The 25768-nt window shown below is 60.8% G+C and carries 19 protein-coding genes and 3 pseudogenes; 15 read left to right on the top strand and 7 right to left on the bottom strand.

All coding sequences use genetic code 11. The features are described from left to right. Nucleotides 1-37: 37 nt before the first annotated feature. The gene (locus JN403_RS02640; protein WP_205485091.1) at nt 38-2437 is read right to left on the bottom strand and encodes a penicillin acylase family protein; all 2400 of its coding nucleotides are present in this window, start codon (nt 2435-2437) and stop codon (nt 38-40) included. A gap of 165 nt (nt 2438-2602) precedes the next feature. Here JN403_RS02640 and JN403_RS02635 point away from each other — a divergent pair, with 165 nt between their 5' ends. Beyond that, nucleotides 2603-3526 carry an alpha/beta hydrolase gene (locus JN403_RS02635; protein ID WP_205485090.1) on the top strand — a complete coding sequence of 308 codons (924 nt, stop codon included), beginning with the start codon at nt 2603-2605 and terminating at the stop codon, nt 3524-3526. Nucleotides 3527-3678: 152 nt separating this feature from the next. Here JN403_RS02635 and JN403_RS02630 read toward each other — a convergent pair whose 3' ends face one another. Beyond that, nucleotides 3679-4419 carry a DUF2059 domain-containing protein gene (locus tag JN403_RS02630; RefSeq protein ID WP_122533991.1) on the bottom strand — a complete coding sequence of 247 codons (741 nt, stop codon included), beginning with the start codon at nt 4417-4419 and terminating at the stop codon, nt 3679-3681. A gap of 195 nt (nt 4420-4614) precedes the next feature. On the opposite strand from JN403_RS02630, the gene JN403_RS02625 reads away from it, so the two are divergent. Continuing rightward, nucleotides 4615-5253, top strand: a complete 639-nt coding sequence (locus JN403_RS02625) for a 2OG-Fe(II) oxygenase (protein ID WP_172613011.1) — start codon at nt 4615-4617, stop codon at nt 5251-5253. 335 nt (nt 5254-5588) lie between these two features. Continuing rightward, entirely contained in the window at nt 5589-6026 is a 438-nt protein-coding gene (locus JN403_RS02620) for a DUF4399 domain-containing protein (protein WP_205485089.1), read from the top strand. 110 nt (nt 6027-6136) lie between these two features. Here JN403_RS02620 and serA read toward each other — a convergent pair whose 3' ends face one another. After that, nucleotides 6137-7366: a phosphoglycerate dehydrogenase gene (serA, locus tag JN403_RS02615; protein WP_122533988.1), complete on the bottom strand. Its 1230-nt coding sequence runs from the start codon at nt 7364-7366 to the stop codon at nt 6137-6139. A gap of 168 nt (nt 7367-7534) precedes the next feature. Here serA and JN403_RS02610 point away from each other — a divergent pair, with 168 nt between their 5' ends. From JN403_RS02610 to JN403_RS02595, 4 genes and pseudogenes are all read left to right on the top strand, one after another. Continuing rightward, nucleotides 7535-8929 (top strand): FAD-binding oxidoreductase, encoded by a 1395-nt coding sequence (locus JN403_RS02610; protein ID WP_122533987.1) that lies wholly within the window; start codon nt 7535-7537, stop codon nt 8927-8929. A gap of 37 nt (nt 8930-8966) precedes the next feature. Next, nucleotides 8967-9635 (top strand): annotated as a pseudogene (locus tag JN403_RS02605) (fumarylacetoacetate hydrolase family protein). Beyond that, on the top strand, nt 9632-10531 hold the full coding sequence (locus JN403_RS02600) for an SdiA-regulated domain-containing protein (RefSeq protein WP_205485088.1): 900 nt from the start codon (nt 9632-9634) through the stop codon (nt 10529-10531). The pseudogene JN403_RS02605 and the gene JN403_RS02600 overlap by 4 nt, the downstream one beginning before the upstream one ends. Before the next feature lie 139 nt (nt 10532-10670). Beyond that, a complete protein-coding gene (locus JN403_RS02595; protein WP_205485087.1) occupies nt 10671-11582 on the top strand; it encodes an SdiA-regulated domain-containing protein in 912 nt (303 codons plus the stop codon). A gap of 42 nt (nt 11583-11624) precedes the next feature. Here the strand turns inward: JN403_RS02595 and rpiA are convergent, their stop codons facing one another. Beyond that, nucleotides 11625-12296 carry a ribose-5-phosphate isomerase RpiA gene (rpiA, locus tag JN403_RS02590; protein ID WP_205485086.1) on the bottom strand — a complete coding sequence of 224 codons (672 nt, stop codon included), beginning with the start codon at nt 12294-12296 and terminating at the stop codon, nt 11625-11627. 154 nt (nt 12297-12450) lie between these two features. Here rpiA and ilvA point away from each other — a divergent pair, with 154 nt between their 5' ends. Together ilvA and JN403_RS02580 are read left to right on the top strand one after the other, a co-directional pair. Then, nucleotides 12451-13965, top strand: a complete 1515-nt coding sequence (ilvA, locus tag JN403_RS02585; RefSeq protein WP_205485085.1) for a threonine ammonia-lyase, biosynthetic — start codon at nt 12451-12453, stop codon at nt 13963-13965. A gap of 63 nt (nt 13966-14028) precedes the next feature. Next, entirely contained in the window at nt 14029-14457 is a 429-nt protein-coding gene (locus JN403_RS02580) for a DUF2269 family protein (protein WP_205485084.1), read from the top strand. Nucleotides 14458-14534: 77 nt separating this feature from the next. On the opposite strand, the gene JN403_RS02575 is transcribed toward JN403_RS02580, so the two are convergent. Then, the gene (locus tag JN403_RS02575; protein WP_205485081.1) at nt 14535-15191 is read right to left on the bottom strand and encodes an HAD family hydrolase; all 657 of its coding nucleotides are present in this window, start codon (nt 15189-15191) and stop codon (nt 14535-14537) included. A 165-nt stretch (nt 15192-15356) separates the two neighbouring features. On the opposite strand from JN403_RS02575, the pseudogene JN403_RS02570 reads away from it, so the two are divergent. Together JN403_RS02570 and ptsP are read left to right on the top strand one after the other, a co-directional pair. Continuing rightward, nucleotides 15357-15835, top strand: a pseudogene (locus JN403_RS02570) (RNA pyrophosphohydrolase). A 21-nt stretch (nt 15836-15856) separates the two neighbouring features. Continuing rightward, nucleotides 15857-18136: a phosphoenolpyruvate--protein phosphotransferase gene (gene ptsP / locus JN403_RS02565; protein ID WP_205485073.1), complete on the top strand. Its 2280-nt coding sequence runs from the start codon at nt 15857-15859 to the stop codon at nt 18134-18136. A gap of 133 nt (nt 18137-18269) precedes the next feature. On the opposite strand, the pseudogene JN403_RS02560 reads toward ptsP, so the two are convergent. Continuing rightward, nucleotides 18270-19015: pseudogene (locus tag JN403_RS02560) on the bottom strand (NRDE family protein). Nucleotides 19016-19282: 267 nt separating this feature from the next. On the opposite strand from JN403_RS02560, the gene lgt reads away from it, so the two are divergent. The 3 genes from lgt (at nt 19283) to JN403_RS02545 (ending at nt 22634) form a co-directional block, all read left to right on the top strand. After that, entirely contained in the window at nt 19283-20095 is an 813-nt protein-coding gene (gene lgt, locus JN403_RS02555) for a prolipoprotein diacylglyceryl transferase (RefSeq protein WP_037016162.1), read from the top strand. A 73-nt stretch (nt 20096-20168) separates the two neighbouring features. After that, the gene (locus tag JN403_RS02550) at nt 20169-21002 is read left to right on the top strand and encodes a thymidylate synthase (protein ID WP_074889717.1); all 834 of its coding nucleotides are present in this window, start codon (nt 20169-20171) and stop codon (nt 21000-21002) included. A gap of 183 nt (nt 21003-21185) precedes the next feature. Beyond that, on the top strand, nt 21186-22634 hold the full coding sequence (locus tag JN403_RS02545) for a catalase (RefSeq protein WP_205485071.1): 1449 nt from the start codon (nt 21186-21188) through the stop codon (nt 22632-22634). A gap of 105 nt (nt 22635-22739) precedes the next feature. Here JN403_RS02545 and cadR read toward each other — a convergent pair whose 3' ends face one another. Continuing rightward, the gene (gene cadR / locus JN403_RS02540; protein ID WP_122533975.1) at nt 22740-23198 is read right to left on the bottom strand and encodes a Cd(II)/Pb(II)-responsive transcriptional regulator; all 459 of its coding nucleotides are present in this window, start codon (nt 23196-23198) and stop codon (nt 22740-22742) included. An 83-nt stretch (nt 23199-23281) separates the two neighbouring features. Between cadR and JN403_RS02535 the strand changes: the two genes are divergently transcribed. Next, entirely contained in the window at nt 23282-25621 is a 2340-nt protein-coding gene (locus tag JN403_RS02535) for a heavy metal translocating P-type ATPase (protein WP_205485069.1), read from the top strand. Nucleotides 25622-25768 lie beyond the last annotated feature (147 nt).

Genomic DNA, 25768 nt, shown 5'->3' with positions numbered 1-25768 from the left:
TCGGGGCTCCAGCCGGTCCCACAATCTGAATATGGGTTCAACGCCCTGGTACAAGCCTCAACACTTCTTTGCTGTTCCCCGCCACATCCCCTTCGCTGAACCGCTCCGGCGCGTACTCGCCGTTGACGTAACGCTGCGCCTGATCGGCGTAGTGCTCGTCGAACAGCACGCCGCTCTGGCCCACCGGGTTGATCCCCAACGCATGGGACGGGTCGGCGAAGTCGATGAGGCGGCGCGTCGATGGCCCGTAAGTGACCGGCCACGGCGCGGGCCCCATATTGGCTGACAGGTTGTTCGGCACCTCATGGGTCCCCGGCGCAGCGAATGGTCCGACATTGAAAAGCATGTCCAGCGGCGGTTGCTTGCCCAGCGGATGTTCGTGGGTCAGCGTGTGCGCTTTGCCCCACGTCCATTCATCCGGGTTCTGCCCGTACAGCGATTTCAAATGGGAGACCGCTGCATGCCACGCGACCTTCACTGTGTTGTCGCGGCTCTCGGGCTCTCTTGAATGGCGATTGTTCCACCACGGCGAATCAGGGTCTGCCGCCAGTCGCGGCAGCGCCAAGTCAATGAGTCGTGTCGACAGCAGCGTCGTGAACATCCCGTCGCTCAGCTCGTCATGGAACACCTGATCGGTCAGATTGAACAGGAACTGATTGAACAGCGTCGCCCCCACCGAATCGACGGAGTACTCACCGTTCCACGCCGCCAACCGCTCCAGTAAATCGTGCTCCTCCGGTTCGCTCACCACCCGGCGCAGCACCGGAATCAGCGGCGTCAGAATCTGCGCGGCGTAGTCCGTCCGCGTGCCGAGCTGCAGCGCCTTGCTGTTCTCCAGACTCCATTTCACCTTGTCGTCGCTCAACTGGTTATTCAACTGGCGACCGCGTTCGGGGAGGTTGTAGTAGCCCGGAATCTCCATCCCCGTCGGCGACACCGGCTGGAAGTTCGCCGAGACGATATAACCCCGCGCCGGGTTTTCTTCCTGCGGGTTGTCGCTGAAAGGGTAGAAACCGTGCTTGTCAGCCTGCTCGGAGCTGCCGTCGAGAATGAACGTCGGATTGACCCCCGCAGGCCGCTTCGGCAACTGCGCCGCCGCCCACCAGCCGATATTGCCCCGGGCGTTGGCGTAGACGATGTTCAGACCTGGCGACTGAATCTTCTCGGCGGCGCTGCGCATCTTGTCCAGGGTGTCGGCGCGGTTGGCTTCGTAGAAGCCCTGCAGGATCGGGTTGTCCGACTCCAGGAACGACCACCACATCGCAATCGGCGTATCGCGCGGCTGTTGCGGCCCATTGGCGCCCAGCGCGTCGTTCACGATCGGGCCGTGGGGTGACTGCCGCAGGGTGAGCGTGACGGGAGATTCGCCCTTGACGCTGATCTGCTCGGTCCGAGACGTCATGTCTACCCAGGCGCCGTGGTACCAGACTTGATCGGGATTATCGGGGTTGGTCTTTTCAGCGATCAGGTCCAGATCATCGTTCAGGAACATGGTCAGGCTCCAGCCGAAATCCAGATTGTGGCCGAGCAATGCGAAGGGGTTGAGCGCCTGAAAATGCCCGTAAAGTTCAAAGCCCGGCGCCGTCAGCTGCGCTTCGTACCAGACCGCGGGCACCGAGAAACGAATGTGCGGATCACCCGCCAGCAGCGGTTTACCACTCTGGGTGCGGCTGCCGGACACCGCCCAGGCATTACTGCCCTCGAACTGCGGCAGACCGGCCTTCTCCAGCGCTTGTTGGCTGAGCAGCGCCAGATCATTGAGGCCCTTCCAGTCGTTACTCGTCAATGCAGGGGACTGGTCAACGGCGCCTTTTGCCTGCCAGTCCATATCGAACACCTTCAGGTATTCCGGGCCCAATTGATCTCGCACGTAGGTCATCAGCGGCTCAGTGCGAAACGCCGCGGCGAAGCTGTACGCCAGGTAACCGCCGACGCTGAGGGTGTCTTGCGCCGTGAACGGCCGCTCGCGAATGCCCAGCACGTCGAACTCGATCGGTTTGGGATGCGTCGCCTGGTATTGATTGATGCCGTCCAGATACGCCTGAAGCGCCTTCCACGCCGGCGTGTTCTTGTCCTGGCGCGCGATATAGGCATCGGCGTGCTCGCGGATGCGCAAGCTACGGAACAGCTTGTCGGTGTTGACCAGCTTGGGACCCAGCACTTCAGCCAGCTCGCCGCGCGCCAGCCTGCGCAGGATTTCCATCTGGAACAGGCGGTCCTGGGCGTGGACGTAGCCCAGTGCGCGGTATAAGTCGTTTTGGTTGTCGGAACGAATATGCGGCACGCCGCGCTCGTCGTAACGCACGGTGACCGGGGCCTGCAGACCTGCGAGGCTTATCTCGCCATCGCGGACCGGCTGTTTGCTGTGGATGTACCACGCGCCTGCGCCCCCGATGAGCACCAACAATGCGACGACGACGTAAAGGCTGCGTTTCATCCGGGGGCTCAAATGAGAATCGGGAAGGTTTTGCAGGCTACAGATTTGTCTCGCGACTGGGTAGACGGCGCGCCGATGGATTTAAGTGGCGTAACTTGCCACGCCGCGGCGGACAGATGACACTTCCGTGCGGTCGCTTCCTACACACCCTCATCTGGAATTCCGATGTCCGACACGTTCGACCCCGACCATCTGCGTGCTGAGCTGTTGCCGCTGAACGCGTCACAGGCGCCATCTGCAGAGGCCCAGGCTTATCAGCGTTTCTACGGTTTGAATGCGCTCGGCCCGAGTGGCGCCACCAGTAGCCGGATAGGACGCGTTGAGGTGGGCGGCTATGAGATCGTCACGCAGCTGTGGATGCCCGATCAACCCGTTGGCACGCTGGTGCTGATGCATGGGTTTTACGATCACGTTGGGCTGTATCGTCACGTTATCGACTGGGCGCTGGGGCTTGGACTGGTGGTGATTGCCTGCGACTTGCCGGGCCATGGATTGTCCAGCGGGGCGCGGGCGAGCATTACCGACTTTTCGGAGTACCAGGCGGTGCTGGACCGGCTTTTCGTTGAGGCCGAAAGCCTCAACCTGCCGCAGCCATGGCACCTGTGCGGGCAAAGCACTGGCGGCGCGATTGTCATCGACCACTTGCTGCATCACGGCGATGCCAGTCCGGCGCAGGGTCAGACGATCCTGCTGGCGCCGCTGGTGCGGCCGCGTGGCTGGGCCTTGTCGAAGTTCAGTTATTACCTGCTACGCGGCTTCGTCAAAGCCATCGACAGACGCTTTAGCGAAAACTCAAACGCTCCGACCTTTCTGCCTTTTCTGCTGGCGGACCCGTTGCAGCCGCGACGCCTGCCGACCGTCTGGGTGGGCGCGCTGGCCAAATGGATCGAACGCATCGAGCGCGCGCCCCGCAGCCGCCGCAGCCCGCTGATCGTGCAGGGCGAATCGGACATGACCGTGGACTGGAAACATAACCTGCCGGTGCTCAAGGACAAGTTCGCTGATCCGCAGATCTTCATGCTGCACGAAGCGCGGCACCATCTCGTCAATGAGTCACCCGAGCTGCGCGCGCGGTTTTTGAGTTTCTGACGCAGCGTATGGGGTAGGGCTCGGAGGGCAGGTTTCCCGGCTGACATAGCGAGTGTGAGGCCGGCTTTAACCGGGAAGGCTTCAGTGGTCACACCGAAAGATGGAGGGTGTTTACTCAGTCCTCTTCCCGGCTTAAGCCGGTCCCACTGACGTCATTTGACAGTCTGGCCGACCGCCAATCCCGCGCGAACTGCTGCCAGCGCTGCCTTGTAATAGGCCTTGCCATCGTTGGACTCGGCGAAGCTGGCGAACTCGTCCAGCTCGCCATCCGACAGGTCGCGGTACACGTAGAGCAGCGTGTTGTTCACGTCCTTGCCGATCTGCCCCATGAGCCGCTGGCGCTGACTGTCTAGCATGGCCTGGGTCGTTCCGCCGCCCATCAGGCCTGGAATCATCGAGCTCAGGCTGTCGGCGGCGACGCCAGCAATCGCCATGCTGACCTCGGCGCCGGCTTCCTTGGCGGGGAGGGCGTTGGCCAGGTGGCCGATGATCAGCAGTCGGTTGTCGTCGGCCTGAATGTGCGGCAGGCCTTGAGCGTTTTTGGCCAGCTGGTCCGGGCGCGTGGCGGTGAGCTCGGCGTTGACAATCTTGCGGCCCAGCGGCGACTGGAAAAACTGCAGCGCAGGGTTCGGGTCCTGCAGCGTCTGGCGCAGCATTTGCTCCCCGCGCTGGTCCATCGCCTGCGGCGCGAACCGCTGATTGCTGTTACTTACCAGAGCGTCGAACACGGCGGGCGGAAGGCTGTTGCGGTAACGCTGCTGAGCGGCTTTCAAGGCATCGACAAAATGAGCGCGTTGTTCCGGCCAGCCGGCGAGCTTGTAGAGCTGATCGTGGCCGTCTGCCCAAGCGGGCAAAGTGCAGAACATCAACAGCAGGAAAAACAGACGGCGCATTAGAGACTCCTGTCGGCAGGCCGCCATTCTCGGTGGGGCAGCGGGGATTTGTCGAGTTAACACTTGCCAGACCCCGCTAAAAACCGTGGGTTCGATCAGTGATCGGGCAAAACCGCCGGGCGTATTCAAACCCGCGAAAATATTCCTCATTCGCCGGACTGCAGGCCCTGTCGGATTAATCGGCGTATGGATACTATGCGCGCCATGCGCATATCCCCTGATCACCCGCTGCTGTTGCGAATCGTCGACGACCTGGCCGAGCGTGGCTGGTCGCAGCAGAACATCTTCCTGCCCGATACCCTGACCCGAGAGCTGGCCCTTGAATGCCGCACACGTGCCGTCCAGGGTGAGCTCGCGCCTGCCGCAGTGGGGCGCGGGCCGGCGCAGGAGGTGCGCGAGGGGATTCGAGGCGATCACATCCAATGGCTCGAAGCGGGGCAGGCCGAGCCGTGCGATCGTTATCTCGACCTGATGGAGAGCCTGCGTCAGGCGCTGAACCGGGGGCTGTTTCTGGGCCTTGAGGATTATGAAAGCCACTTCGCGCTGTATCCGCCGGGAGCCTTCTACCTCAAGCATGTGGATCGGTTTCGCGATGACGACAAACGCATGGTCTCAGCGGTCGTCTACCTCAACGACGGCTGGTTGCCAGAGCACGGCGGCCAGTTGCGGATGTACCTCAAAGGCGGCGTTGAGTATGACGTGCAGCCAACGGGCGGCTGCCTCGTGGTGTTTCTTTCGGGCGACATGCCCCACGAAGTCATGCCCTCGACCCGCGAGCGTCTGTCGCTGACCGGCTGGTTCAGGCGGCGCGGGAACGAGCCGTTCGAGCTGTAGCAAACTCACCCCCACAAGTCCTACAGCAGCCGGAGATTACAAGCCGACCCGCGATCCCGTGGGAGCGAGCTTGCTCGCGAAGAGGCCCAGACATCCGCTACATCTTTTGCGCCTGAAATGCCGCCTTCGTGAGCAAGCTCACTCCCACATGAACGGCGTTTGCTGCGCGACGCCGCATCGGTCCAACATGAAATCTTCTACATCAAGCCACTCAGCGAAACACTTCGCGGCCAACCGAAGCTAAGGTGAAGGTCGTTTCTGGGCGGTTGTCTGTCGGGATAAAGAAGCTTCGACCCCGAGCCCGCCAATCGCACATCGATAAAAACGGAGAGATCATGAAGACGTTATTCGCTAAAACTGCCCTCACCGGACTGCTGCTGGGGGCGAGCTTGCTGGCCCAGGCCGCTGACATGCCGCGCACTGCATCGCCTGCAGGCGCCGAGGTTTACATCATCTCGCCCAAAGACGGCGCGACCGTCAACGGCGCATTCAAGGTGCAGTTCGGCCTCAAGGGCATGGGCGTCGCCCCGGCCGGCGTTGATGTGCCAGACACCGGCCATCATCACCTGCTGATCGACGTCAAGGATCAGCCCGACATGACCGCGCCGCTGCCGACCACCGACAACATCCGCCACTTCGGCAAGGGCCAGACGGAAACCGAGCTGAACCTGACGCCGGGCCAGCACACCCTGCAACTGCTGGTTGGCGACAAGAACCACGTGCCGCTGAACCCGCCGGTTGAGTCGCAGAAGATCACCATCACGGTGAAATAACCTGCTGTAGGCTGGGCATTGGGCGCACAGCCGGTGCCGGCGTGTTACGTGATTCGCGCATAAAAAAGGAGACCCGAGGGTCTCCTTTTTATCACCCCGAAACCACCGCTTTAGAACAAAACGCGGCTACGGATGGTGCCTTTGATGTGCTGCAGTTTCTCTTGCGCCAGGTCGGAATACTCGGCGTCGACGTCGATCACCACGTAACCGACTTTCTCGTTGGTCTGCAGGAACTGACCCGAGATGTTGATGCCGTTTTCAGCGAAGACCTTGTTGATCTCCATCAGCACGCCCGGGATGTTCTCGTGGATGTGCAGCAGGCGGTGCTTGCCAGGGTGGGCCGGCAAGGCCACTTCCGGGAAGTTGACGGAAGAAACCGACGTGCCGTTATCGCTGTACTTGACCAGCTTCTCGGCCACTTCCAGACCAATGTTGGCCTGGGCTTCAGCGGTCGAGCCGCCGATGTGCGGGGTCAGGATCACGTTGTCCAGGCCGCGCAGCGGGCTTTCGAACACATCATCGTTGGAACGTGGCTCGACCGGGAACACGTCGATGGCCGCGCCGATCAGGTGCTGGTCCTTGATCGCGTCAGCGAGGGCGTCGAGCTTGACCACCGTGCCGCGCGCCGCGTTGATCAGGATGGCGCCCTTCTTCATCGTGCGAATTTCTTTCTCGCCGATCATCCACTGGGTTTCGTTGGTTTCCGGAACGTGCAGGGTGACGATGTCAGCCATGCCCAGCAGCTCGTTCAGGCTGGACACCTGAGTGGCGTTGCCCAGCGGCAGCTTGGTCAGGGTGTCATAGAAGTACACCTGCATGCCCAGGCCTTCAGCCAGGACCGACAACTGCGTGCCGATCGAGCCGTAGCCGATGATGCCGAGCTTCTTGCCACGAATTTCGAACGAGTTGGCCGCGCTCTTGATCCAGCCACCGCGATGGCAGGAAGCGTTCTTCTCCGGGATACCGCGCAGCAGCAGGATGGCTTCCGCCAGCACCAGCTCCGCCACCGAACGGGTGTTGGAGTAAGGGGCGTTGAACACAGCGATGCCGCGTTCGCGGGCTGCGTTCAGGTCAACCTGGTTGGTACCGATGCAGAAGCAGCCGACCGCGACCAGTTTCTTGGCGCTATCGAACAGTTCTTCAGTCAGTTGGGTGCGGGAACGAATACCGATGAAATGAGCGTCGGCAATCTTTTCCTTCAGTTCGGCTTCCGGCAGAGACTTGGTGTGGTACTCAATGCTGGTGTAACCGGCGGCCTTGAGGACGTCGACCGCGGACTGGTGGACGCCTTCGAGAAGAAGGAACTTGATCTTGCTCTTGTCGAGGGAAGTCTTGCTCATCTGCGTAAACCTGTGTCCCGGAGAGAAATGGCAGTAAGTGAAGCGCGCGCCAATGGGTCGAAAGCTCGATTGGCGGGGGCGTATGCTAGCATATGCCCCCGCGAAACACCCCATTCCTGGACGTGAGCCGTTCTCAGGATGACCATGAATTGTTCGAGAGTTCTGTTGATGACCCATCCTGCGCTGATAGATGAGCTGAAGAACCTGGTTGAGCCTGGCAAGGTCCTGACCGACGCCGATTCCCTCGAAGCCTATGGCAAGGACTGGACCAAACATTTTGCCCCGGCGCCCACCGCCATCGTGTTCCCCAAGACCACCGAACAGGTGCAGGCCATCGTCCGTTGGGCCAACGAGCGCAATGTCGCGCTGGTCCCTTCGGGTGGCCGCACCGGGTTGTCCGCCGCCGCCGTTGCGGCCAATGGTGAGGTGGTCGTCTCCTTCGATTACATGAATCAGGTGCTCGAACTTAACCTGACAGACCGCACAGCCATCTGTCAGCCAGGCGTGGTCACCAAACAGCTGCAGAATCTCGCCGAAGAAAACGGTTTGTATTACCCGGTGGACTTCGCGTCGTCAGGCTCCAGCAATATCGGCGGCAACATCGGCACCAACGCCGGCGGGATCAAAGTGATTCGCTACGGCATGACCCGCAACTGGGTCGCGGGCCTCAAGGTGGTCACCGGCAAGGGTGACCTGCTCGAACTGAACAAAGACCTCATCAAAAACGCCACCGGCTACGACATGCGTCAGCTGTTCATTGGTGCTGAAGGCACGTTGGGGTTTGTGGTTGAGGCGACCATGCGCCTGGACCGCGCGCCGAAAAACCTCACCGCGATGGTTCTCGGGACCACTGATTTCAACGCCATCATGCCGGTCCTGCACGCGTTCCAGAGCAAGCTGGACCTGACCGCCTTCGAGTTCTTCTCGGACAAGGCGCTGGCCAAGGTCATGGCGCGCGGCGACGTGCCGTCCCCGTTCGAAACCGAGTGCCCGTTCTACGCGCTGCTGGAATTCGAAGCGACCACCGAAGAAGTGGCCAACCACGCGCTGGAAACCTTCGAGCACTGTGTCGAACAAGGCTGGGTGCTGGATGGCGTGATGAGCCAGAGCGAACAGCAACTGCAGAATTTGTGGAAACTGCGCGAATACATTTCGGAAACCATCTCTCACTTCACGCCGTACAAGAACGACATCTCGGTCACCGTTTCGAAAGTCCCGGCGTTTCTCGCTGAAGTGGATGCGATCGTTGGTGAGCATTACCCGGATTTCGAAATCGTCTGGTTCGGGCATATCGGCGACGGCAACCTGCACCTGAACATCCTCAAGCCGGAAAACCTGAGCAAAGACGAGTTCTTTGCCAAGTGCGCAACGGTGAACAAGTGGGTATTCGAGATCGTCCAGAAGTACAACGGCTCGATCTCCGCCGAGCACGGCGTCGGCATGACCAAGCGTGACTACTTGCATTACAGCCGCTCGCCGGTGGAGATCGAATACATGAAAGCCGTCAAAGCGGTGTTCGACCCGAACGGCATCATGAACCCTGGCAAAATCTTCGCTGTGTAAGCGGTTCCCCATTACAACAAGCTTCTCAGGAGCGCTCATGAGCTATCAGCACAAATACGTCGACGGCACCAAGGTTCACTTTCCGCTCGGTAAAGTCGTCTGCATCGGCCGCAACTACGCCGAGCACGCCAAGGAGCTGGATAACCCGGTACCGACCGAGCCCTTGCTGTTCATCAAGCCGGGCAGCTGCGTGGTCGGGATCGAGGGGGCTTCAGCATTCCTCAGGACCGGGGTTCGGTGCATTACGAAGCCGAGATCGTCGTGCTGATCGGCAAACCGCTGAGCAAGAACCCCAGCCGCGAAGAAGTCCTCGACGCGATTTCCGGCTTCGCCCCGGGCCTGGACCTGACGCTGCGCGACGTTGCAGTCGAAGCTGAAAGAGAAAGGCCTGCCGTGGGAGATCGCCAAGTCGTTCGACGGCGCGGCGGTCATTGCGCCGTTCGTGTCCGCTGACGCTTATCCTGATCTGACCGACATCGCCATCCGCCTGACCATCAACGGCGAAGTCCGCCAGGACGGTAACAGCAGTCACATGCTCAACCCGATCGTGCCGATGATCCAGCACATGGCCTCGCAGTTCTCACTGCAGGCCGGTGACCTGATCATGACCGGCACGCCTGCTGGCGTAGGGCCGTTCACTGTTGGCGATGAGATCGTGCTGGAGCTGACCGGCCATAGCCGTTTTGAAAGCGACGTTCGCGGATGACACAGCGTAGAAGCCGTCTGCGTTTCCGTTGGTGGTGGCTGCTCGCTGCAGCACTGGTGATTTTGGCCGGTCTGTCTTATGCCTGGCACTGGGATGATCGCGGTCTGTTGTGGCTGCGCGAGCGCAACGTCACGCCAGCGGAGCGCGCCGCGGGCATCTGGCTGCCGGATTACAAGGTCGACATCGATGCCAAGCCGCTGGCCGGCATGGAAAAGGATGAGGCCTCGGACTTGTCTTACGACCCAGCGACTAAAACCCTGTATTCGGTGATGGGCAAAAACCCGTTCCTTTCCGAGATCACGCTGACTGGCGACGTCATTCGCAAAATTCCGCTTGAGGGCTGGGGCAATCCCGAGGGTGTAGCCGTTCTCGGCGACGGCCTGATTGCTATTGTCGATGAGCGCCAGCACCTGATGACCATCGTCCACGTCACGCCTGACACCAAAACCCTGAACATCGCCGACTTCCCCAAGTACGATCTCGGTCCGTCGAAGGACCAGAACAAAGCCTTCGAAGGCATCGCCTGGGACCCGCGCGACCAGCAGTTTCTGTTCGGGGAAGAACGTCCGCCAGCGCTGTACAGCTGGAAGGCCGATGGCAGCAGCGAGGTAAAAGGCGAGAAGCGCAAGCTGATCAACGACAACCTCATCGTGCGCAATCTGTCGTCCCTGTATGCGGACCAGAAGACCGGGCATTTGCTGGTGTTGTCTGCTGAATCGCACATGCTGCTGGAATTGGACGGCAAGGGTAATCAGGTCAGCTTCATGACGCTGCTGAGCGGTTTCAATGGGCTGAGCCAGACCATTCCACGCGCCGAAGGGGTGGCGATGGACGAGAACGGCACTATTTACATGGTCAGCGAGCCCAATCTGTTTTATACCTTCAAGCGCCAGTAAGCCTCGGCTGGCTTCGTCTGGAACGTCGTTCGGGGCTCGTCATGGCCCCGAAAAATCCAAACGAGATGTCACATCGCTTTCAGTTTGGCTTCAGAATACGGTGCTATTAAAGTCGCCCCACTGAAGTCGAGCCCCCTGCATGCGTCGTGTGTCCCCGTTCCAGAGCGTCGTGCTCACGTTACTTGTCCTGTTGATATTGACCGCGTCGTTTTTCGTGGCGCGCGAGTACAGGGTCATCGAGCGGCTCTGGTTCAACTGGTACGTGTTCTGGCAATCCAGCGATGCGCAAGCGCTGGGCCTAGACGCCTATGAGGTCGAGATTGAGGCGCGGGCCATCGACGGCCTGGAGGCTAATGTCTCGGCGCTCAGCTTCGATCCGCAGCGCAAGACCCTCTTCACTGTGACCAACAAAAACCCCGAGCTGGTCGAGTTGAGCCTGGAAGGGCGGATTCTCAGACGAATTCCCCTGACCGGGTTTGGTGATGCCGAGGCGGTCGAGTACATCAGCCCCGGGATTTACGTGATCAGCGACGAGCACAGTCAGCGGCTGATCAAGGTTCATGTGGATGACGACACGACATTTCTCGACGCGGCCGATGCCGAGCAGCTGACCCTGGGCATCGACGCCGGCGGCAACAACGGCTTCGAAGGCCTGGCCTACGATAATCAGGGCCTTCGGCTGTTCGTCGCCAAAGAGCGGCGGCCCGTGCAGATCATCGAAGTGCGCGGCTTTCCTGACGCGGGCACCCATTCCCCGAATATTCTGGAAGTGACGTCCAGCAAGCAGCGGGATGCAGGCCTGTTTGTGCGCGATCTTTCCAGCCTGCAATTCGATGAACGCAGCGGGCATCTGCTGGCGCTCTCGGATGAGTCGCGGCAGATTCTCGAACTGGATACTGAAGGGAAACCCGTCGCCAACGTGTCGCTGACCAAAGGCAGCATGGGCCTGAGCAAAAGCGTGCCCCAGGCCGAAGGCATCGCCATGGGGGACGACGGCACGTTGTACGTCGTGAGCGAGCCGAACCTGTTCTATGTGTTCAAGAAGCGCTGAGGGCAAGGCATCTCCGCTAGGATTTGCTTTGCCCCGCAACCATTAGCGCTTGAGGGTTTTCACGCCTTCTTGAGTGCCCAGCAGCAGCAGGTCCGCCGGGCGGGCGGCGAACAGGCCATTGGTGACGACGCCGACAATGTTGTTGATCTGCGCTTCCACTTCCACCGGGTTGGTGATGTTCATGTTGTGCACATCAAGGATGATGTTGCCGTTGTCGGTCAGCACACCGTCGCGGTAAACCGGGTCGCCGCCCAGCTTCACCAGTTCCCGGGCCACGTGGCTGCGGGCCATCGGGATCACTTCGACCGGCAAAGGAAACGCCCCCAGCACCGGCACCAGCTTGCTGGCATCAGCGATACAGATGAAGGTTTTGGCCACGGCGGCCACGATCTTCTCGCGGGTCAGGGCCGCGCCGCCGCCTTTGATCAGGTTCAGGTGCTCGTCGCTTTCATCGGCGCCGTCGACGTAAAACTCCAGATCGCTGACCGTGTTCAGCTCATACACCGGAATGCCGTGCCTTTTAAGGCGTGCGGCCGTCGCGTCAGAGCTTGCGACTGCGCCATCGAACGCGCCTTTGTGCAGGGCCAGTGCGTCGATAAAGCAATTGGCGGTAGAGCCGGTGCCTACGCCCACGACGCTTTTGTCGTCGAGTTTCGGAAGGATGAAATCGACGGCGGCCTGGGCAACGGCCTGTTTGAGTTGATCCTGGGTCATGCGAGGTGGGCTCCGGTTACAGGGAATAGCGATAGGTCCGAGGGCCGGCAGTATAACGACATGCCGTGGTCAAAGCCTGAGTCTTGATGTGGTCGTGCGCCGGGACGAGGGGTAGACTTCCGGGTCTTGCCCCTTCGCCAGCGATTCTTCTCCGATGCTCGAGCACTACGTCAAAAAGATCCTCAACTCCCGCGTGTACGACGTTGCTGTGGAAACCCCGCTGCACGCCGCTCGCCAGCTGTCCCAGCGCCTGGGCAACAACGTCCTGCTCAAGCGCGAAGACTTGCAGCCCGTGTACTCCTTCAAGATTCGCGGCGCGTACAACAAGCTGGCGCAGCTGAGCCCGGAAGAACTGGCGCGGGGCGTGGTGACGGCTTCGGCGGGTAATCATGCGCAGGGCCTGGCGCTGGCGGCGAAGACTCTGGGTGTGTCGGCGACCATCGTCATGCCGAAGACTACCCCCGAGATCAAGGTCGAGGGCGTTCGCTCCCGGGGCGGAAAAGTCGTACTGCACGGCGACTCGTTTCCCGAAGCGCTGGCGTATTCGCTGAAGCTGGTCGAGGAACACGGCTACGTCTACGTTCACCCCTATGACGACCCTGACACCATTGCCGGGCAAGGCACGGTGGCCATGGAAATCCTGCGTCAGCATCAGGGGCCGCTGGATGCCATCTTCGTCCCGGTCGGTGGCGGCGGGCTGATTGCCGGCATCGCGGCCTACGTGAAATACCTGCGCCCGGAGATCAAGGTGATCGGCGTCGAGCCGGACGATTCCAACTGCCTGCAACAGGCCATGGCCTACGGCGAGCGCGTGGTGCTGCAACAGGTCGGGCTGTTCGCCGATGGCGTCGCGGTGGCGCAGATCGGTCAGTACACCTTCGACATCTGCAAGGATTACGTCGACGAGGTGATCACCGTCAGCACCGATGAAATCTGCGCGGCGATCAAGGACATCTACGACGATACCCGCTCGATCACCGAGCCCGCCGGCGCGCTGGGCGTGGCCGGAATCAAAAAGTACACCGAACAGTACGAAGTCACCGGGCAGACGTTTGTCGCCATCGACTCCGGCGCCAACGTCAACTTCGACCGCCTGCGCCATGTGGCCGAGCGCGCTGAGCTGGGCGAAGGCCGTGAAGCAATCATTGCCGTGACCATTCCGGAGCAGCCGGGCAGCTTCAAAGCCTTCTGCGCAGCCATCGGCAAACGGCAGATCACCGAGTTCAACTACCGCTACCACACCGACCGCGAGGCGCACATCTTCGTCGGCGTGCAGACCCACCCCGACACCGACCCTCGCAAAGCTCTGATTGCGAGCCTGACCGAGCAGGGTTTCCCTGTGCTCGACCTGACCGACAACGAACTGGCCAAGCTGCACCTGCGGCACATGGTCGGTGGGCATTCGGAGCGGGTCAGCGACGAGGTGGTGCTGCGCTTTGAGTTCCCGGAGCGGCCGGGTGCGTTGTTCAATTTCCTGAACAAATTGGGCGGGAAGTGGAATATCTCGATGTTCCATTACCGCAACCATGGCGCGGCAGACGGGCGTGTGGTGGCCGGATTGGTGGTGCCGGAAGACGAACGGCATCTGGTGCCGCAGGCGCTGGCGGAAATCGGTTATCCGTATTGGGACGAGACCAAGAACCCGGCATACAAGCTGTTTTTGGGATAACGGCAGCGGCATGCGACCGGCTGCTACGCTTCAAACACAGCCATACACAGGGACACGAACACAATGGAACACTTCGCTGCACTGAAAATTCTGCACGTCGTCAGCACGGTGCTGCTGTTCATCTGCGCGCTGGGGCTGATCGTGTGGATCGTCCGTGGTCGTCGGGCCGGTGATGTGACCGTGCAGAACCGCGCCATGCAACGGCCGTGGGCATTCGTCTGGGTGCTGATGGGCGTATGCCTGCTAACCCTGCCGATCAGCGGCTGGTGGCTGGTGCACTACGCCGGCTGGCCGCTGGGACAGACCTGGCTGCTGGCGGCGAGTGTGCTGTATCTCTTCGGCGCCTTGAGCTGGGCCTGGCTGGCGGTGCGGGTCAATCGCCTGCGCCGGCCGGTCATCGTGGGTAACTCCCGCTTCACCCTGGCGCTGGCCATCTTCAGCGTCGTCTGCTTCGTGGCGATTGCCGGTCTGATGGGCGCCAAACCGGTCTAAATCTCAGTCATCCAAACGGAGGCCAGCGCAGATGTTCCTGCTGATAAGAACTGAGGGAGCTTGCTCGTGAAGGCTTTTCAATCGCGCAGTGAAATCACCGGCCAGCCGCGACGGGTGGCTTCGGCGCGCAGCTTTTCATCAGGATCGACCGCCACCGGGTTCGCCACCTGCTCCAGCAATGGCAAATCGTTCATCGAATCACTGTAAAACCAACTGTCGTCCAGATTGAAACCGTTCTCTTCGATCCAGCGGTTCAGACGGGTCACTTTGCCCTCGCGGAAGCACGGGACGTCAGTGGTCCGCCCGGTGTAGCGGCCATCGACGATTTCGCACTCGGTCGCCAGCAGCGTGTCGATGCCCAGTCGGGCCACGATCGGCGCGGTGACGAAACGGTTGGTCGCCGTGATCACTACCAGTTTGTCGCCAGCGTCGCGGTGCTTGGCGATGAGGGCCAGGGCCTTTGGCAGGATCAGGGGCTCGATGCAATCACGCATGAATTCCCGGTGCCATTCGTCGAGCTGCGCCATGTCGGTGCGCCCCAGAATCTCCAGGCTGAAATTCAGGTAGTCGGTCAGGTTCAGCGTGCCGGCCAGATAGTCCTGATAAAAAGCATCGTTGCGTGCCTTGTAGGCCGCGCCGTCCAGGATGCCGCGTTCGCACAGGTAATCGCCCCAGGCGTGGTCGCTGTCGCCGCCGAGAAGGGTGTTGTCGAGGTCGAAGAGGGCCAGGCGCATGAGCTTTACTCGCTGAAATATCAGAAAAAGAGCACAAGAATACGAGGTTTGCCCGAGAGATCGCATCTATTAATGCAGTTGTCACGATAAGCTGTCGCAGCCTCGTTGCTGCCTTCACGATCTTTGTGGAACAATGCGGCGACATGCGTTTGCGAGGTTGTAGCCGTGATCGACCCCGATGGTTTTCGCCCTAATGTCGGGATAATTCTGACAAATGATGCTGGTCAGGTCTTATGGGCTCGGCGCATCAATCAAGACGCCTGGCAGTTTCCGCAGGGGGTATCAACCCTCAAGAGACGCCGGAAGACGCGCTTTACCGTGAATTGAATGAAGAAGTCGGGCTGGAACGGCATGATGTTGAAATTCTTGCCTGCACCCGGGGTTGGTTGCGCTATCGTCTGCCGCAACGATTGGTCCGTACCCACAGCCAGCCGCTGTGCATCGGCCAGAAGCAAAAATGGTTTCTCCTGCGCCTGATCTCCAACGAGCAGCGGGTGCGGATGGATTTGACCGGCAAACCGGAGTTCGATGGCTGGCGTTGGGTCAGTTATTGGTACCCGTTGGGCCAAGTGGTGACATTCAAGCGCGAGGTATATCGCCGCGCACTCAAAGAGCTTGCCCCGCGCCTGTTGGCGCGCGACTGACACGGAGTTCGACCCCGAGCCATGCTCAATACGCTGCGCAAGATCGTCCAGGAAGTTAACTCCGCCAAGGATCTCAAGGCGGCGTTGGGCATTATTGTGTTACGCGTCAAAGAGGCCATGAGCAGCCAGGTCTGCTCGGTCTATCTGCTCGACCCTGAAGCCAACCGCTTTGTACTCATGGCGACCGAAGGCCTGAACAAGCGCTCGATCGGCAAGGTGAGCATGGCCCCGAACGAAGGTCTCGTGGGTCTGGTCGGTACACGTGAAGAACCGCTGAACCTCGAAAACGCCGCCGATCACCCTCGCTATCGCTACTTTGCTGAAACCGGTGAAGAGCGTTACGCGTCGTTTCTTGGCGCGCCGATCATCCACCACCGCAGGGTAGTGGGCGTATTGGTTATCCAGCAAAAGGAGCGCCGTCAGTTCGACGAGGGCGAAGAAGCCTTCCTCGTAACAATGAGCGCGCAACTCGCAGGCGTTATCGCCCATGCGGAAGCCACCGGCTCCATTCGCGGGCTGGGTCGGCAGGGCAAGGGCATCCAGGAAGCCCGATTTGTCGGCGTGCCGGGTTCGCCGGGCGCTGCGGTCGGTACTGCGCTGGTCATGCTGCCGCCGGCCGACCTCGAAGTTGTGCCGGACAAGACCGTCTCTGATATCACCGCTGAGCTCAAGTTGTTCCAGACCGCGCTTGAAGGCGTTCGCAATGACATGCGCACCCTTTCGGCGAAGTTGGCGACACAGTTGCGCCCAGAAGAACGCGCGTTGTTCGATGTATATCTGATGATGCTCGACGATGCGTCGCTGGGCAGTGAAGTCACCAACGTCATCAAAACCGGCCAGTGGGCCCAGGGCGCTTTGCGCTCGGTGGTCAACGAGCACGTCAAACGCTTCGAGCTGATGGACGACGCCTACCTGCGCGAACGTGCATCGGACGTCAAAGACCTCGGTCGCCGCCTGCTTGCCTACCTTCAGGAAGCGCGCCAGCAAACACTGGTTTATCCCGACAACACCATTCTGGTCAGCGAAGAGCTGTCCCCCGCCATGCTCGGCGAGGTGCCGGAAGGCAAGTTGGTGGGTCTGATTTCAGTACTCGGCTCGGGTAACTCCCACGTCGCCATTCTCGCCCGGGCCATGGGCATTCCCACGGTCATGGGCGTGGTGGACCTGCCGTACTCGAAAGTCGACGGCATACAGCTGATCGTCGACGGCTACCACGGCGAGGTTTTCACCAACCCCTCCGAGATTCTGATCAAACAGTATTCCGTCGTCGTCGAAGAGGAGCGACAGCTTTCTCAAGGCCTCGACGCGCTGCGTGAATTGCCCTGCGTGACCCTCGACGGTCACCGCATGCCGCTGTGGGTCAACACCGGTCTGCTGGCAGACGTGGCCCGCGCGCAACAGCGGGGCGCGGAAGGCGTTGGCCTGTACCGCACCGAAGTGCCGTTCATGATTCAGCAGCGTTTCCCGAGCGAGAAGGAACAGCTCGCCATCTACCGTGAGCAATTGGCGGCGTTCCACCCATTGCCGGTGACGATGCGAACCCTGGACATCGGCGGCGACAAGTCGCTGTCGTACTTCCCGATCAAGGAAGACAACCCGTTCCTCGGCTGGCGCGGCATCCGCGTGACGCTGGATCATCCTGAAATCTTCCTCGTGCAGACCCGCGCCATGCTCAAGGCCAGCGAAGGTCTGAACAACCTGCGGATTCTGCTGCCGATGATCTCCGGCACCCACGAGACCGAAGAGGCGCTGCACCTCATTCACCGGGCGTGGGGCGAAGTGCGCGATGAAGGCACCGACGTGCCGATGCCGCCGGTGGGCGTGATGATTGAAGTGCCGGCGGCGGTCTACCAGACCCGTGAGCTGGCGCGTCAGGTGGATTTCCTGTCTGTTGGTTCGAACGATCTGACTCAATATCTGCTGGCGGTCGACCGTAACAACCCGCGCGTGGCGGATTTGTACGATTACCTCCATCCGGCGGTGCTCCAGGCCTTGCAGAGCGTGGTGCGTGATGCCCACGCCGAAGGCAAGCCGGTGAGCATTTGCGGCGAGATGGCCGGTGATCCTGCGGCGGCGGTGCTGCTGATGGCGATGGGCTTTGACAGCCTGTCGATGAACGCCACCAACTTGCCGAAAGTGAAATGGATGCTGCGTCAGATCAACCTGAGCATGGCCAAGGATCTGTTGGCCCAGCTGATGAAGAACGACAACCCGCAGGTCATCAGCAGCTCGTTGCAACTGGCGTTGAGAAATATGGGCCTGTCGCGGATGATCAATCCGGGGTCTGTGAAAGGGCATTGAGGGCTGCTGCTGCGCTGCTCCTGGTGGGACAGGCTTCAGCGGGGAAGAGGCCGGATCAGTCACCCTCAAATGTGCGGTGTGACACAAGACGCTTTCCCGGCTAAAACCGGTCCTACTAAAACCTTGATGCAGGCTAAACCTGCAGGTCCACCTCACCCAATCTCCCGCCATACGGCCCAAAGCTGCGCTCGATAAGTCGCCGGCTGCCATCCGCATTAACCAGCAACACCGTGCTCGCTCGCGTGCCGTAATTGGGGCTGGCGATGAACACGCTCGACAGCAGCTTCTCCGTCGCAAGCCCAACGCCGGTGCTCGGCAGTTCAGCGTCTGGCGCAGGCGCGTGATCGCTGAGAAAGCCAAACAGCGCCTCGGGATCAGGACTGTCCAAATGATCAGACAGGGCAGCCTTGGCCTTCACCAGCTTGGGCCACGGCGTGTCGAGCCCGGCGTTGGACACTCCGTAGAGGCCTGCTTCCAGTCGGCGGGGTGTCGGATCGTTCCCGTTGAGGAAGTGCAACTGCTCACGATCACCTACCAGCACGTTGAACCCGCCGTACTCCGCCGAACGCGCGGCGACACCACGCAAATAATCGTCAATCGCAACTTCATTGTTTAAAAACCCGGCGACCAATTCCCCCGCGAACGACGGCCTGGCGGCTTGCCTGGCTCGCGGATGTTGGTGAGCGCTGCGAATCGTCCGTCAGCATTGATCCCCAGCCACGTTCCACCCGCTTCAAGATCGCGTCCGGCGTAGATCTGTGGCGCTTCTTCCCACTGCGCGAGCGGCAACGTAGGGCGCGCGTAGAACTCGTCGCGATTGGCTGCCAGAATCAGCGGCTGCGCGTGCGTCGGCCGCCAGGCGAAGACGATAAGGCACATGGATGACTCCTTTCTTCGCCACTTTACCCACCCCGCACGCCGACATCCATCGCACGCTGCTAGAGCGGATCGGCGCGGTCCGGTAACATGCCGCACTCTGTTTTTGAGAGATGCCCCACCAAGCTGTGGTGACATCATCGGCTCGCGGGTTTCCCTTTGCAGTCGCCTTACACCAGATTTCATGATTATTGGGTGGCATGACCTGCTGCCGCCGCCGCATAGTTCTGCTTCGTCGCTCAATGAGCGCTTCTATTTCAAGGAGTCGCAATGCTGCCTTACCCGCAGATTGACCCGGTAGCCGTGGCCATCGGTCCGCTGCAAATTCACTGGTACGGCCTGATGTATCTGGTCGGTATCGGCAGTGCCTGGTACCTGGCATCCCGTCGCCTTAATCGCTTCGACCCGACGTGGACCAAGGAAAAACTCTCGGACATGATTTTCTGGGTCGCCATGGGCGTCATTGTCGGTGGGCGTCTCGGCTACGTGCTGTTCTACGATCTGCCCAATTACATCGCCAACCCGCTGCTGATCTTCGAAGTGTGGAAGGGCGGCATGGCTTTCCACGGCGGCTTCATCGGCGTGATGATCGCGACGTACTGGTTCGGCAAGCGCAACGGCAAGTCGTTCTTCCAGCTCATGGACTTCATCGCGCCACTGGTGCCGATTGGTCTGGGCGCCGGGCGCATCGGCAACTTCATCAATGCCGAACTGTGGGGTAAACCGACTGATCTGCCCTGGGCCATGGTGTTCCCGCCCTACAGCGATCCTGCGCAGCTGGCGCGCCACCCGTCCCAGCTCTACCAGTTCGCGCTGGAAGGCGTGGCCTTGTTCGCCATTCTCTATTTTTATTCCCGCAAGCCGCGTCCGACCATGGCCGTGTCCGGCATGTTCGCGTTGTTCTACGGCATCTTCCGCTTTGTGGTGGAGTTCGTTCGGGTGCCGGACGCCCAGCTGGGTTATCTGGCCTGGGGCTGGGTCACCATGGGGCAGATCCTCAGCCTGCCGATGATCATCGGCGGCCTGGTGCTGATCTGGCTTGCCTACCACCGCGCGCCCGCTGCCAACAACGCTGCGGCGTGACGCGCCGGGTACATTTGCTGAACGCCGGACCTGAAGGGTTCGGCGGATTCACCGAAACAGAGGGCCTCTGGTCATGAAGCAATACCTTGAACTGCTGCAGGACGTCATCAACAACGGAACCCGCAAGGGCGACCGCACCGGGACTGGCACCACTGCCGTGTTCGGTCGGCAGATTCGCCACAACCTGGCCGATGGCTTCCCGCTGCTGACCACCAAAAAGCTGCACTTCAAGAGCATCGCCAACGAGCTGATCTGGATGCTCAGCGGCAACACCAATACCAAATGGCTCAACGAAAACGGCGTGACCATCTGGGACGAGTGGGCCACCGAAGACGGCGATCTGGGCCCTGTGTACGGCGCCCAGTGGACCGGCTGGCCGACCAAGGATGGCGGCAAGATCAACCAGATCGACTACATGGTCGACTGCCTGAAGAACAACCCGAACAGCCGCCGCATCCTGTTCCATGGCTGGAATACCGAATACCTGCCAGACGAGAAGCTGTCGCCGCAGGAGAACGTCAAGGCCGGGCGCCAGGCACTTGCCGTGTGCCATTTGCTGTACCAAGCCTTCGTGGCCGACGGCAAGCTGTCGATGCAGCTCTACATTCGCAGTTCTGACGTCTTCCTCGGCCTGCCGTACAACATCGCCGCGCTGGCGCTGCTGACTCACATGCTGGCTCAGCAATGCGACCTGATCCCCCACGAGATCATCGTCAGCCTGGGCGACACCCACGCTTACTCCAACCATGAGGAGCAGATCGCGACGCAGCTGACCCGCACGCCTCGACAGCTGCCGCAGTTGAACATCAAGCGTCGTCCGGAGAGCATCTACGATTATCGATTCGAAGATTTCGAGATCGTGGGTTATGACGCGGATCCTAGCATCAAGGCGCCCGTAGCGGTGTGATCCGGCTGCGCTCATGAGCGGAGGCTATTGATCAATCGGCAGTCGATTGAAATCCTCTATCCGCTCAGTGCGCAGTGACAATGAGCTTAAACGCGTCGATTTCTCTATCGTTCTCCCCATCGGACAGACACAGGGCGGCCTCAGCAGAGGTCGCCCGCCAGTATCCTCGGTGGAGAAACACGCATGAGCAACAAACTGACGACCGCTTTTGGCGCCCCTGTAGTCGATAACCAGAATATCCAGACCGCTGGCCCCCACGGCCCCGCGCTGCTGCAAGATGTCTGGTTCCTCGAGAAGCTCGCCCATTTCGATCGTGAAGTCATCCCTGAGCGTCGCATGCACGCCAAGGGTTCTGGCGCGTTTGGCACCTTCACCGTCACCCACGACATCACCCGCTACACCCGCGCAAAAATCTTTTCTGAAATCGGCAAGAGCACTGAAATGTTCGCCCGCTTCTCCACCGTTGCCGGCGAGCGCGGTGCGGCTGACGCCGAGCGGGATATTCGCGGTTTTGCGATGAAGTTCTACACCGAGGAAGGCAACTGGGACATGGTCGGCAATAACACGCCGGTGTTCTTTCTGCGCGACCCGATGAAGTTTCCTGACCTGAACCACGCCGTCAAGCGCGACCCGCGCACCGGCATGCGCAGTGCCGAAAACAACTGGGACTTCTGGACTCAACTGCCGGAAGCGCTGCACCAGGTGACCGTGGTCATGAGCGAACGCGGCATCCCCCGCAGTTACCGCGAAATGCACGGTTTCGGCAGCCATACTTACAGCTTCCTCAACGCACAGCACGAGCGGTTTTGGGTGAAGTTTCACTTCGTCTCGCAACAAGGCATCGCCAACCTGACCGACGCCGAAGCGCAGGAACTGGTTGGCCGTGACCGTGAGTCCCATCACCGCGACCTGTACGAAAACATCGAGCAGGGCAACTTCCCGCGCTGGAAGCTGTTCGTGCAGATCATGCCGGAGAAAGAGGCGGGCTCGTATCCGATCAACCCGTTCGACCTGACCAAGGTCTGGCCGAAGGGCGATTATCCGCTGATCGAAGTGGGCGTGGTCGAGCTGAACCGCAACCCGGAGAACAATTTTGCGGACGTCGAGCAGGCGGCATTTGCGCCTTCCAACGTGGTGCCTGGCATCAGCTTTTCGCCGGACAAAATGCTGCAGGGTCGGCTATTTTCCTACGGCGATGCGCAGCGCTACCGTTTGAGCGTCAACCACCACCAGATCCCGGTGAACTCGCCACGGGCGGCACTGCACGTGAACAGCTACCACCGCGACGGCCTGATGCGCGTCGACGGCAACCGTGGGGGCATGACCTCTTACGAGCCGAACACCAAGGGCGCGTTTCAGGAACAGCCGGATTTCAGAGAGCCGCCGCTGTCCATCGAAGGCGCGGCCGCTCACTGGAACCACCGCGTGGATGGCGACTACTACTCGCAGCCAGGCAACCTGTTCCGCCTGATGAACGCCCGGGAGAAACAGTCGCTGTTCGACAACACCGCCCGCTCGCTGCGCGGCGTGTCGGCGCCGATTATCCAGCTGCACATCGAACACTGCTCGATGGCTGATCCTGAGTACGGGATTGGTGTGGCGGCTGCGGTTGAGCGTATTCACAACGCCTGATCCCTGTGGGACCGGCTTTAGCCGGGAAGGCGTCGGATGCCACACCGCGAAAGTGATGTTGCCGCCAATGGCCTCTTCCCGGCTAAAGCCGGTCCCACTAACCAGTCAATGCCCGTGGCTGCGGCCTACGTGGGAGTGTTCGACGTCCGCGGCCACGACGCTGCCGCTGATTTCCAGTCGATCAAGTATTCCGCAGTGATCCGGCGCGCCTTCGCTGCAGCGTTGGCGCAGGTCTACCAATTGCTCCTGCAGCGCTTGCAGGCTCGCGACGCGGGCGTTCACGTGCTGGATGTGTTCGTCGATCAGCGCGTTGACGTTCTCGCACTGGTCCCGGGGACTGTCGCGCAGTGCGAGCAGGCTGCGAATCTCGTCCAGCGTCATGTCCAGGCTGCGGCAATTGCGGATGAAAGTCAGGCGCTCGACGTGCTCTTGGGTGTACAGCCGATAGTTACCGTCGCTGCGTGCGGGTTCGCTAAGCAGGCCTTCACGCTCGTAATAGCGGATGGTTTCCACCGGGCAGTCCGTGAGTTTCGCCAGTTCGCCGATTTTAAATGAAGGGTTCATGCGCAAGACCTCGATAGGACGCTTGACCCTATAGTGGCTACAGGGTGTTCACTTGGCAACACGCACACTTAGAGACTCAACCCATGAGTGACTCTGTACACACATCCTCCCCGCACAAGCCTGCCCACAACTCGCATAATCATGCCGAGCACGAGCACGCTGGCCATGACCATTCCAGCCATGACCACGCCGATCACGATCATGCCGGTCACGGCCACGGGCAATCCAAACTCACGCCCGTGCAGAAACACGACCATGCCGCCCACGCCTGCTGCTCCCACGACAGCGCACCGGCCGTCGTGACCATCGATGGCGCGTCAGACGCCGAAGGTCAGCTCAGCAGCTTCCGTATCGAAGCCATGGACTGCCCCACTGAGCAGACGCTGATCCAGAATAAGCTCGGCAAAATGAAGGGCATTCAGAAGCTTGAATTCAACCTGATCAACCGCGTGCTGGGTGTGTGGCACGAGCTGCCGTCCACCGATCCCATCCGCGACGCCATTGGCTCGCTGGGTATGCAGGCGGACCTGATCGAGGAGGGCGCCGACAAGGAAACCGCGTCGCTGCCGCCTGCGAACAAACCGTGGTGGCCGCTGGCGCTGTCGGGCGTCGCTGCGTTGGCCGCGGAAGTCATCCACTTCACCAACGCCGCGCCAACGTGGGTCGTTGCCATTGTCGCGCTGATCGCTATTTTCAGCGGCGGCCTGACCACGTACAAAAAGGGCTGGATCGCCCTGAAAAACTTCAATCTGAATATCAACGCGCTGATGAGCATTGCGGTCACCGGTGCGGTGCTGATCGGGCAGTGGCCGGAAGCGGCGATGGTGATGTTTCTGTTCACTGTTGCCGAGCTGATTGAAGCCAAGTCCCTGGACCGTGCCCGCAACGCCATCGGCGGCCTGATGCAGCTGACGCCGGAAACCGCCACCGTGCAGCAGAACGGCGAGTGGCTTAAGCTTGAGGTCAAGGATATTGCGTTGGGCAGCGTCGTCCGGGTCAAACCGGGCGAGCGCATCGGGCTGGACGGTGAAGTGGTTGCCGGCCAGTCGAGCATCGATCAGGCGCCGATTACCGGTGAAAGCCTGCCGGTCGAGAAAACCGTCGGCGACAAGGTTTTTGCCGGCACCATCAATCAGGCCGGTTCGCTGGAATACAAAGTGACCGCCGCCGCCAACAACTCGACGCTGGCGCGGATCATCCATGCCGTCGAGGCGGCCCAAGGTGCGCGCGCGCCGACCCAGCGATTCGTTGACAGCTTTTCAAAAATCTACACACCTGCGGTGTTCGCACTGGCGCTGGCGATCGCGATCATTCCGCCGCTGTTCATGGGCGCGGTTTGGTTCGACTGGATCTATCGCGCGCTGGTGCTGCTGGTGGTTGCGTGCCCGTGTGCGCTGGTGATTTCCACGCCGGTGACGATCGTCAGCGGCCTGGCGGCGGCGGCGCGCAAAGGCATCCTGATCAAGGGCGGCGTATACCTGGAGATGGGGCACAAGCTCGATTACCTTGCCCTCGACAAGACTGGCACCATTACCCATGGCAAGCCGGTGCAGACCGATTACGTGTTGCTCGATACGTCGTTGGGCGAGCAAGCGCTGGCGATCTCGGCGAGCCTGGCCGGTCGCTCGGATCACCCGGTGTCTCAAGCCATTGCCAAGGCCACGCAGGAAGGTACCCGGCTGCCGGTTGAAGCATTCGAAGCCCTTGCGGGGCTTGGCGTGAAGGGCGAGGTGCAAGGGCGTTTGTACCACTTGGGCAATCACCGTCTGGTGCATGACGCCGGGTATTGCTCGGCTGAACTGGAAGCGCAACTTGAAGCGCTGGAAAGCCAGGGCAAAACCGTGGTGCTGTTGTTCGACGCCTCAGGCCCGCTGGCCTTGTTTGCGGTCGCCGACACGGTCAAGGACAGCAGCCGCGAGGCCATTGAGCAACTGCACGCGCTGGGCGTGAAGACCATGATGCTGACGGGCGACAACCCGCACACGGCCAAGGCCATCGCTGCTCAGGTGGGCATCGATCAGGCCCAGGGCAATCTGATGCCAACCGACAAGCTGCAAGCCATCGAAGCTCTGTATGCGAAGAACCACCGAGTGGGCATGGTCGGCGACGGCATCAACGATGCGCCGGCGCTGGCCCGGGCGGAGATCGGTTTTGCCATGGCGGCAGCGGGCACGGACACCGCCATCGAAACCGCTGATGTGGCGCTGATGGACGACGACCTGCGCAAGATCCCGACCTTCATTCGGCTGTCGCGGGACACCGCAGCAGTGCTCAAGCAGAACATCGCGCTGGCGCTGGTGATCAAGCTGATCTTTCTGGCGGTGACCTTCGCCGGGATGGCGACCATGTGGATGGCGGTGTTCGCCGACATGGGCGTGAGTCTGTTGGTGGTGTTTAACGGGTTGCGGTTGTTGAAGAAGTGACGCTCACCATCAGGAGACTGATGGTGCGTAGGCAGGCCTCTTCCCGGCTAAAGCCGGTCCTACAAAAGGCAACTGCGCATTGATGATAGTGCCCACGCTCTGCGTGGGCACACGAGGGTGGACGCTCCGCGTCCTTTGACGCGGAGC

This window comes from Pseudomonas sp. 15A4, assembly GCF_016925575.1.
Lineage (GTDB): Bacteria > Pseudomonadota > Gammaproteobacteria > Pseudomonadales > Pseudomonadaceae > Aquipseudomonas.
Note: the sequence above shows the minus strand (reverse complement) of the source record. Positions and strands in the feature narration are given on the sequence as shown.

Bases quoted from the DNA above. Each gene is read 5' to 3' on its own strand.
- JN403_RS02640 (WP_205485091.1), bottom strand. From the start codon at position 2,437: ATGAAACGCAGCCTTTACGTCGTCGTCGCATTGTTGGTGCTCATCGGG.
- JN403_RS02635 (WP_205485090.1), top strand. From the start codon at position 2,603: ATGTCCGACACGTTCGACCCCGACCATCTGCGTGCTGAGCTGTTGCCG.
- JN403_RS02630 (WP_122533991.1), bottom strand. From the start codon at position 4,419: ATGCGCCGTCTGTTTTTCCTGCTGTTGATGTTCTGCACTTTGCCCGCT.
- JN403_RS02625 (WP_172613011.1), top strand. From the start codon at position 4,615: ATGCGCGCCATGCGCATATCCCCTGATCACCCGCTGCTGTTGCGAATC.
- JN403_RS02620 (WP_205485089.1), top strand. From the start codon at position 5,589: ATGAAGACGTTATTCGCTAAAACTGCCCTCACCGGACTGCTGCTGGGG.
- serA (WP_122533988.1), bottom strand. From the start codon at position 7,366: ATGAGCAAGACTTCCCTCGACAAGAGCAAGATCAAGTTCCTTCTTCTC.
- JN403_RS02610 (WP_122533987.1), top strand. From the start codon at position 7,535: ATGACCCATCCTGCGCTGATAGATGAGCTGAAGAACCTGGTTGAGCCT.
- JN403_RS02600 (WP_205485088.1), top strand. From the start codon at position 9,632: ATGACACAGCGTAGAAGCCGTCTGCGTTTCCGTTGGTGGTGGCTGCTC.
- JN403_RS02595 (WP_205485087.1), top strand. From the start codon at position 10,671: ATGCGTCGTGTGTCCCCGTTCCAGAGCGTCGTGCTCACGTTACTTGTC.
- rpiA (WP_205485086.1), bottom strand. From the start codon at position 12,296: ATGACCCAGGATCAACTCAAACAGGCCGTTGCCCAGGCCGCCGTCGAT.
- ilvA (WP_205485085.1), top strand. From the start codon at position 12,451: ATGCTCGAGCACTACGTCAAAAAGATCCTCAACTCCCGCGTGTACGAC.
- JN403_RS02580 (WP_205485084.1), top strand. From the start codon at position 14,029: ATGGAACACTTCGCTGCACTGAAAATTCTGCACGTCGTCAGCACGGTG.
- JN403_RS02575 (WP_205485081.1), bottom strand. From the start codon at position 15,191: ATGCGCCTGGCCCTCTTCGACCTCGACAACACCCTTCTCGGCGGCGAC.
- ptsP (WP_205485073.1), top strand. From the start codon at position 15,857: ATGCTCAATACGCTGCGCAAGATCGTCCAGGAAGTTAACTCCGCCAAG.
- lgt (WP_037016162.1), top strand. From the start codon at position 19,283: ATGCTGCCTTACCCGCAGATTGACCCGGTAGCCGTGGCCATCGGTCCG.
- JN403_RS02550 (WP_074889717.1), top strand. From the start codon at position 20,169: ATGAAGCAATACCTTGAACTGCTGCAGGACGTCATCAACAACGGAACC.
- JN403_RS02545 (WP_205485071.1), top strand. From the start codon at position 21,186: ATGAGCAACAAACTGACGACCGCTTTTGGCGCCCCTGTAGTCGATAAC.
- cadR (WP_122533975.1), bottom strand. From the start codon at position 23,198: ATGAACCCTTCATTTAAAATCGGCGAACTGGCGAAACTCACGGACTGC.
- JN403_RS02535 (WP_205485069.1), top strand. From the start codon at position 23,282: ATGAGTGACTCTGTACACACATCCTCCCCGCACAAGCCTGCCCACAAC.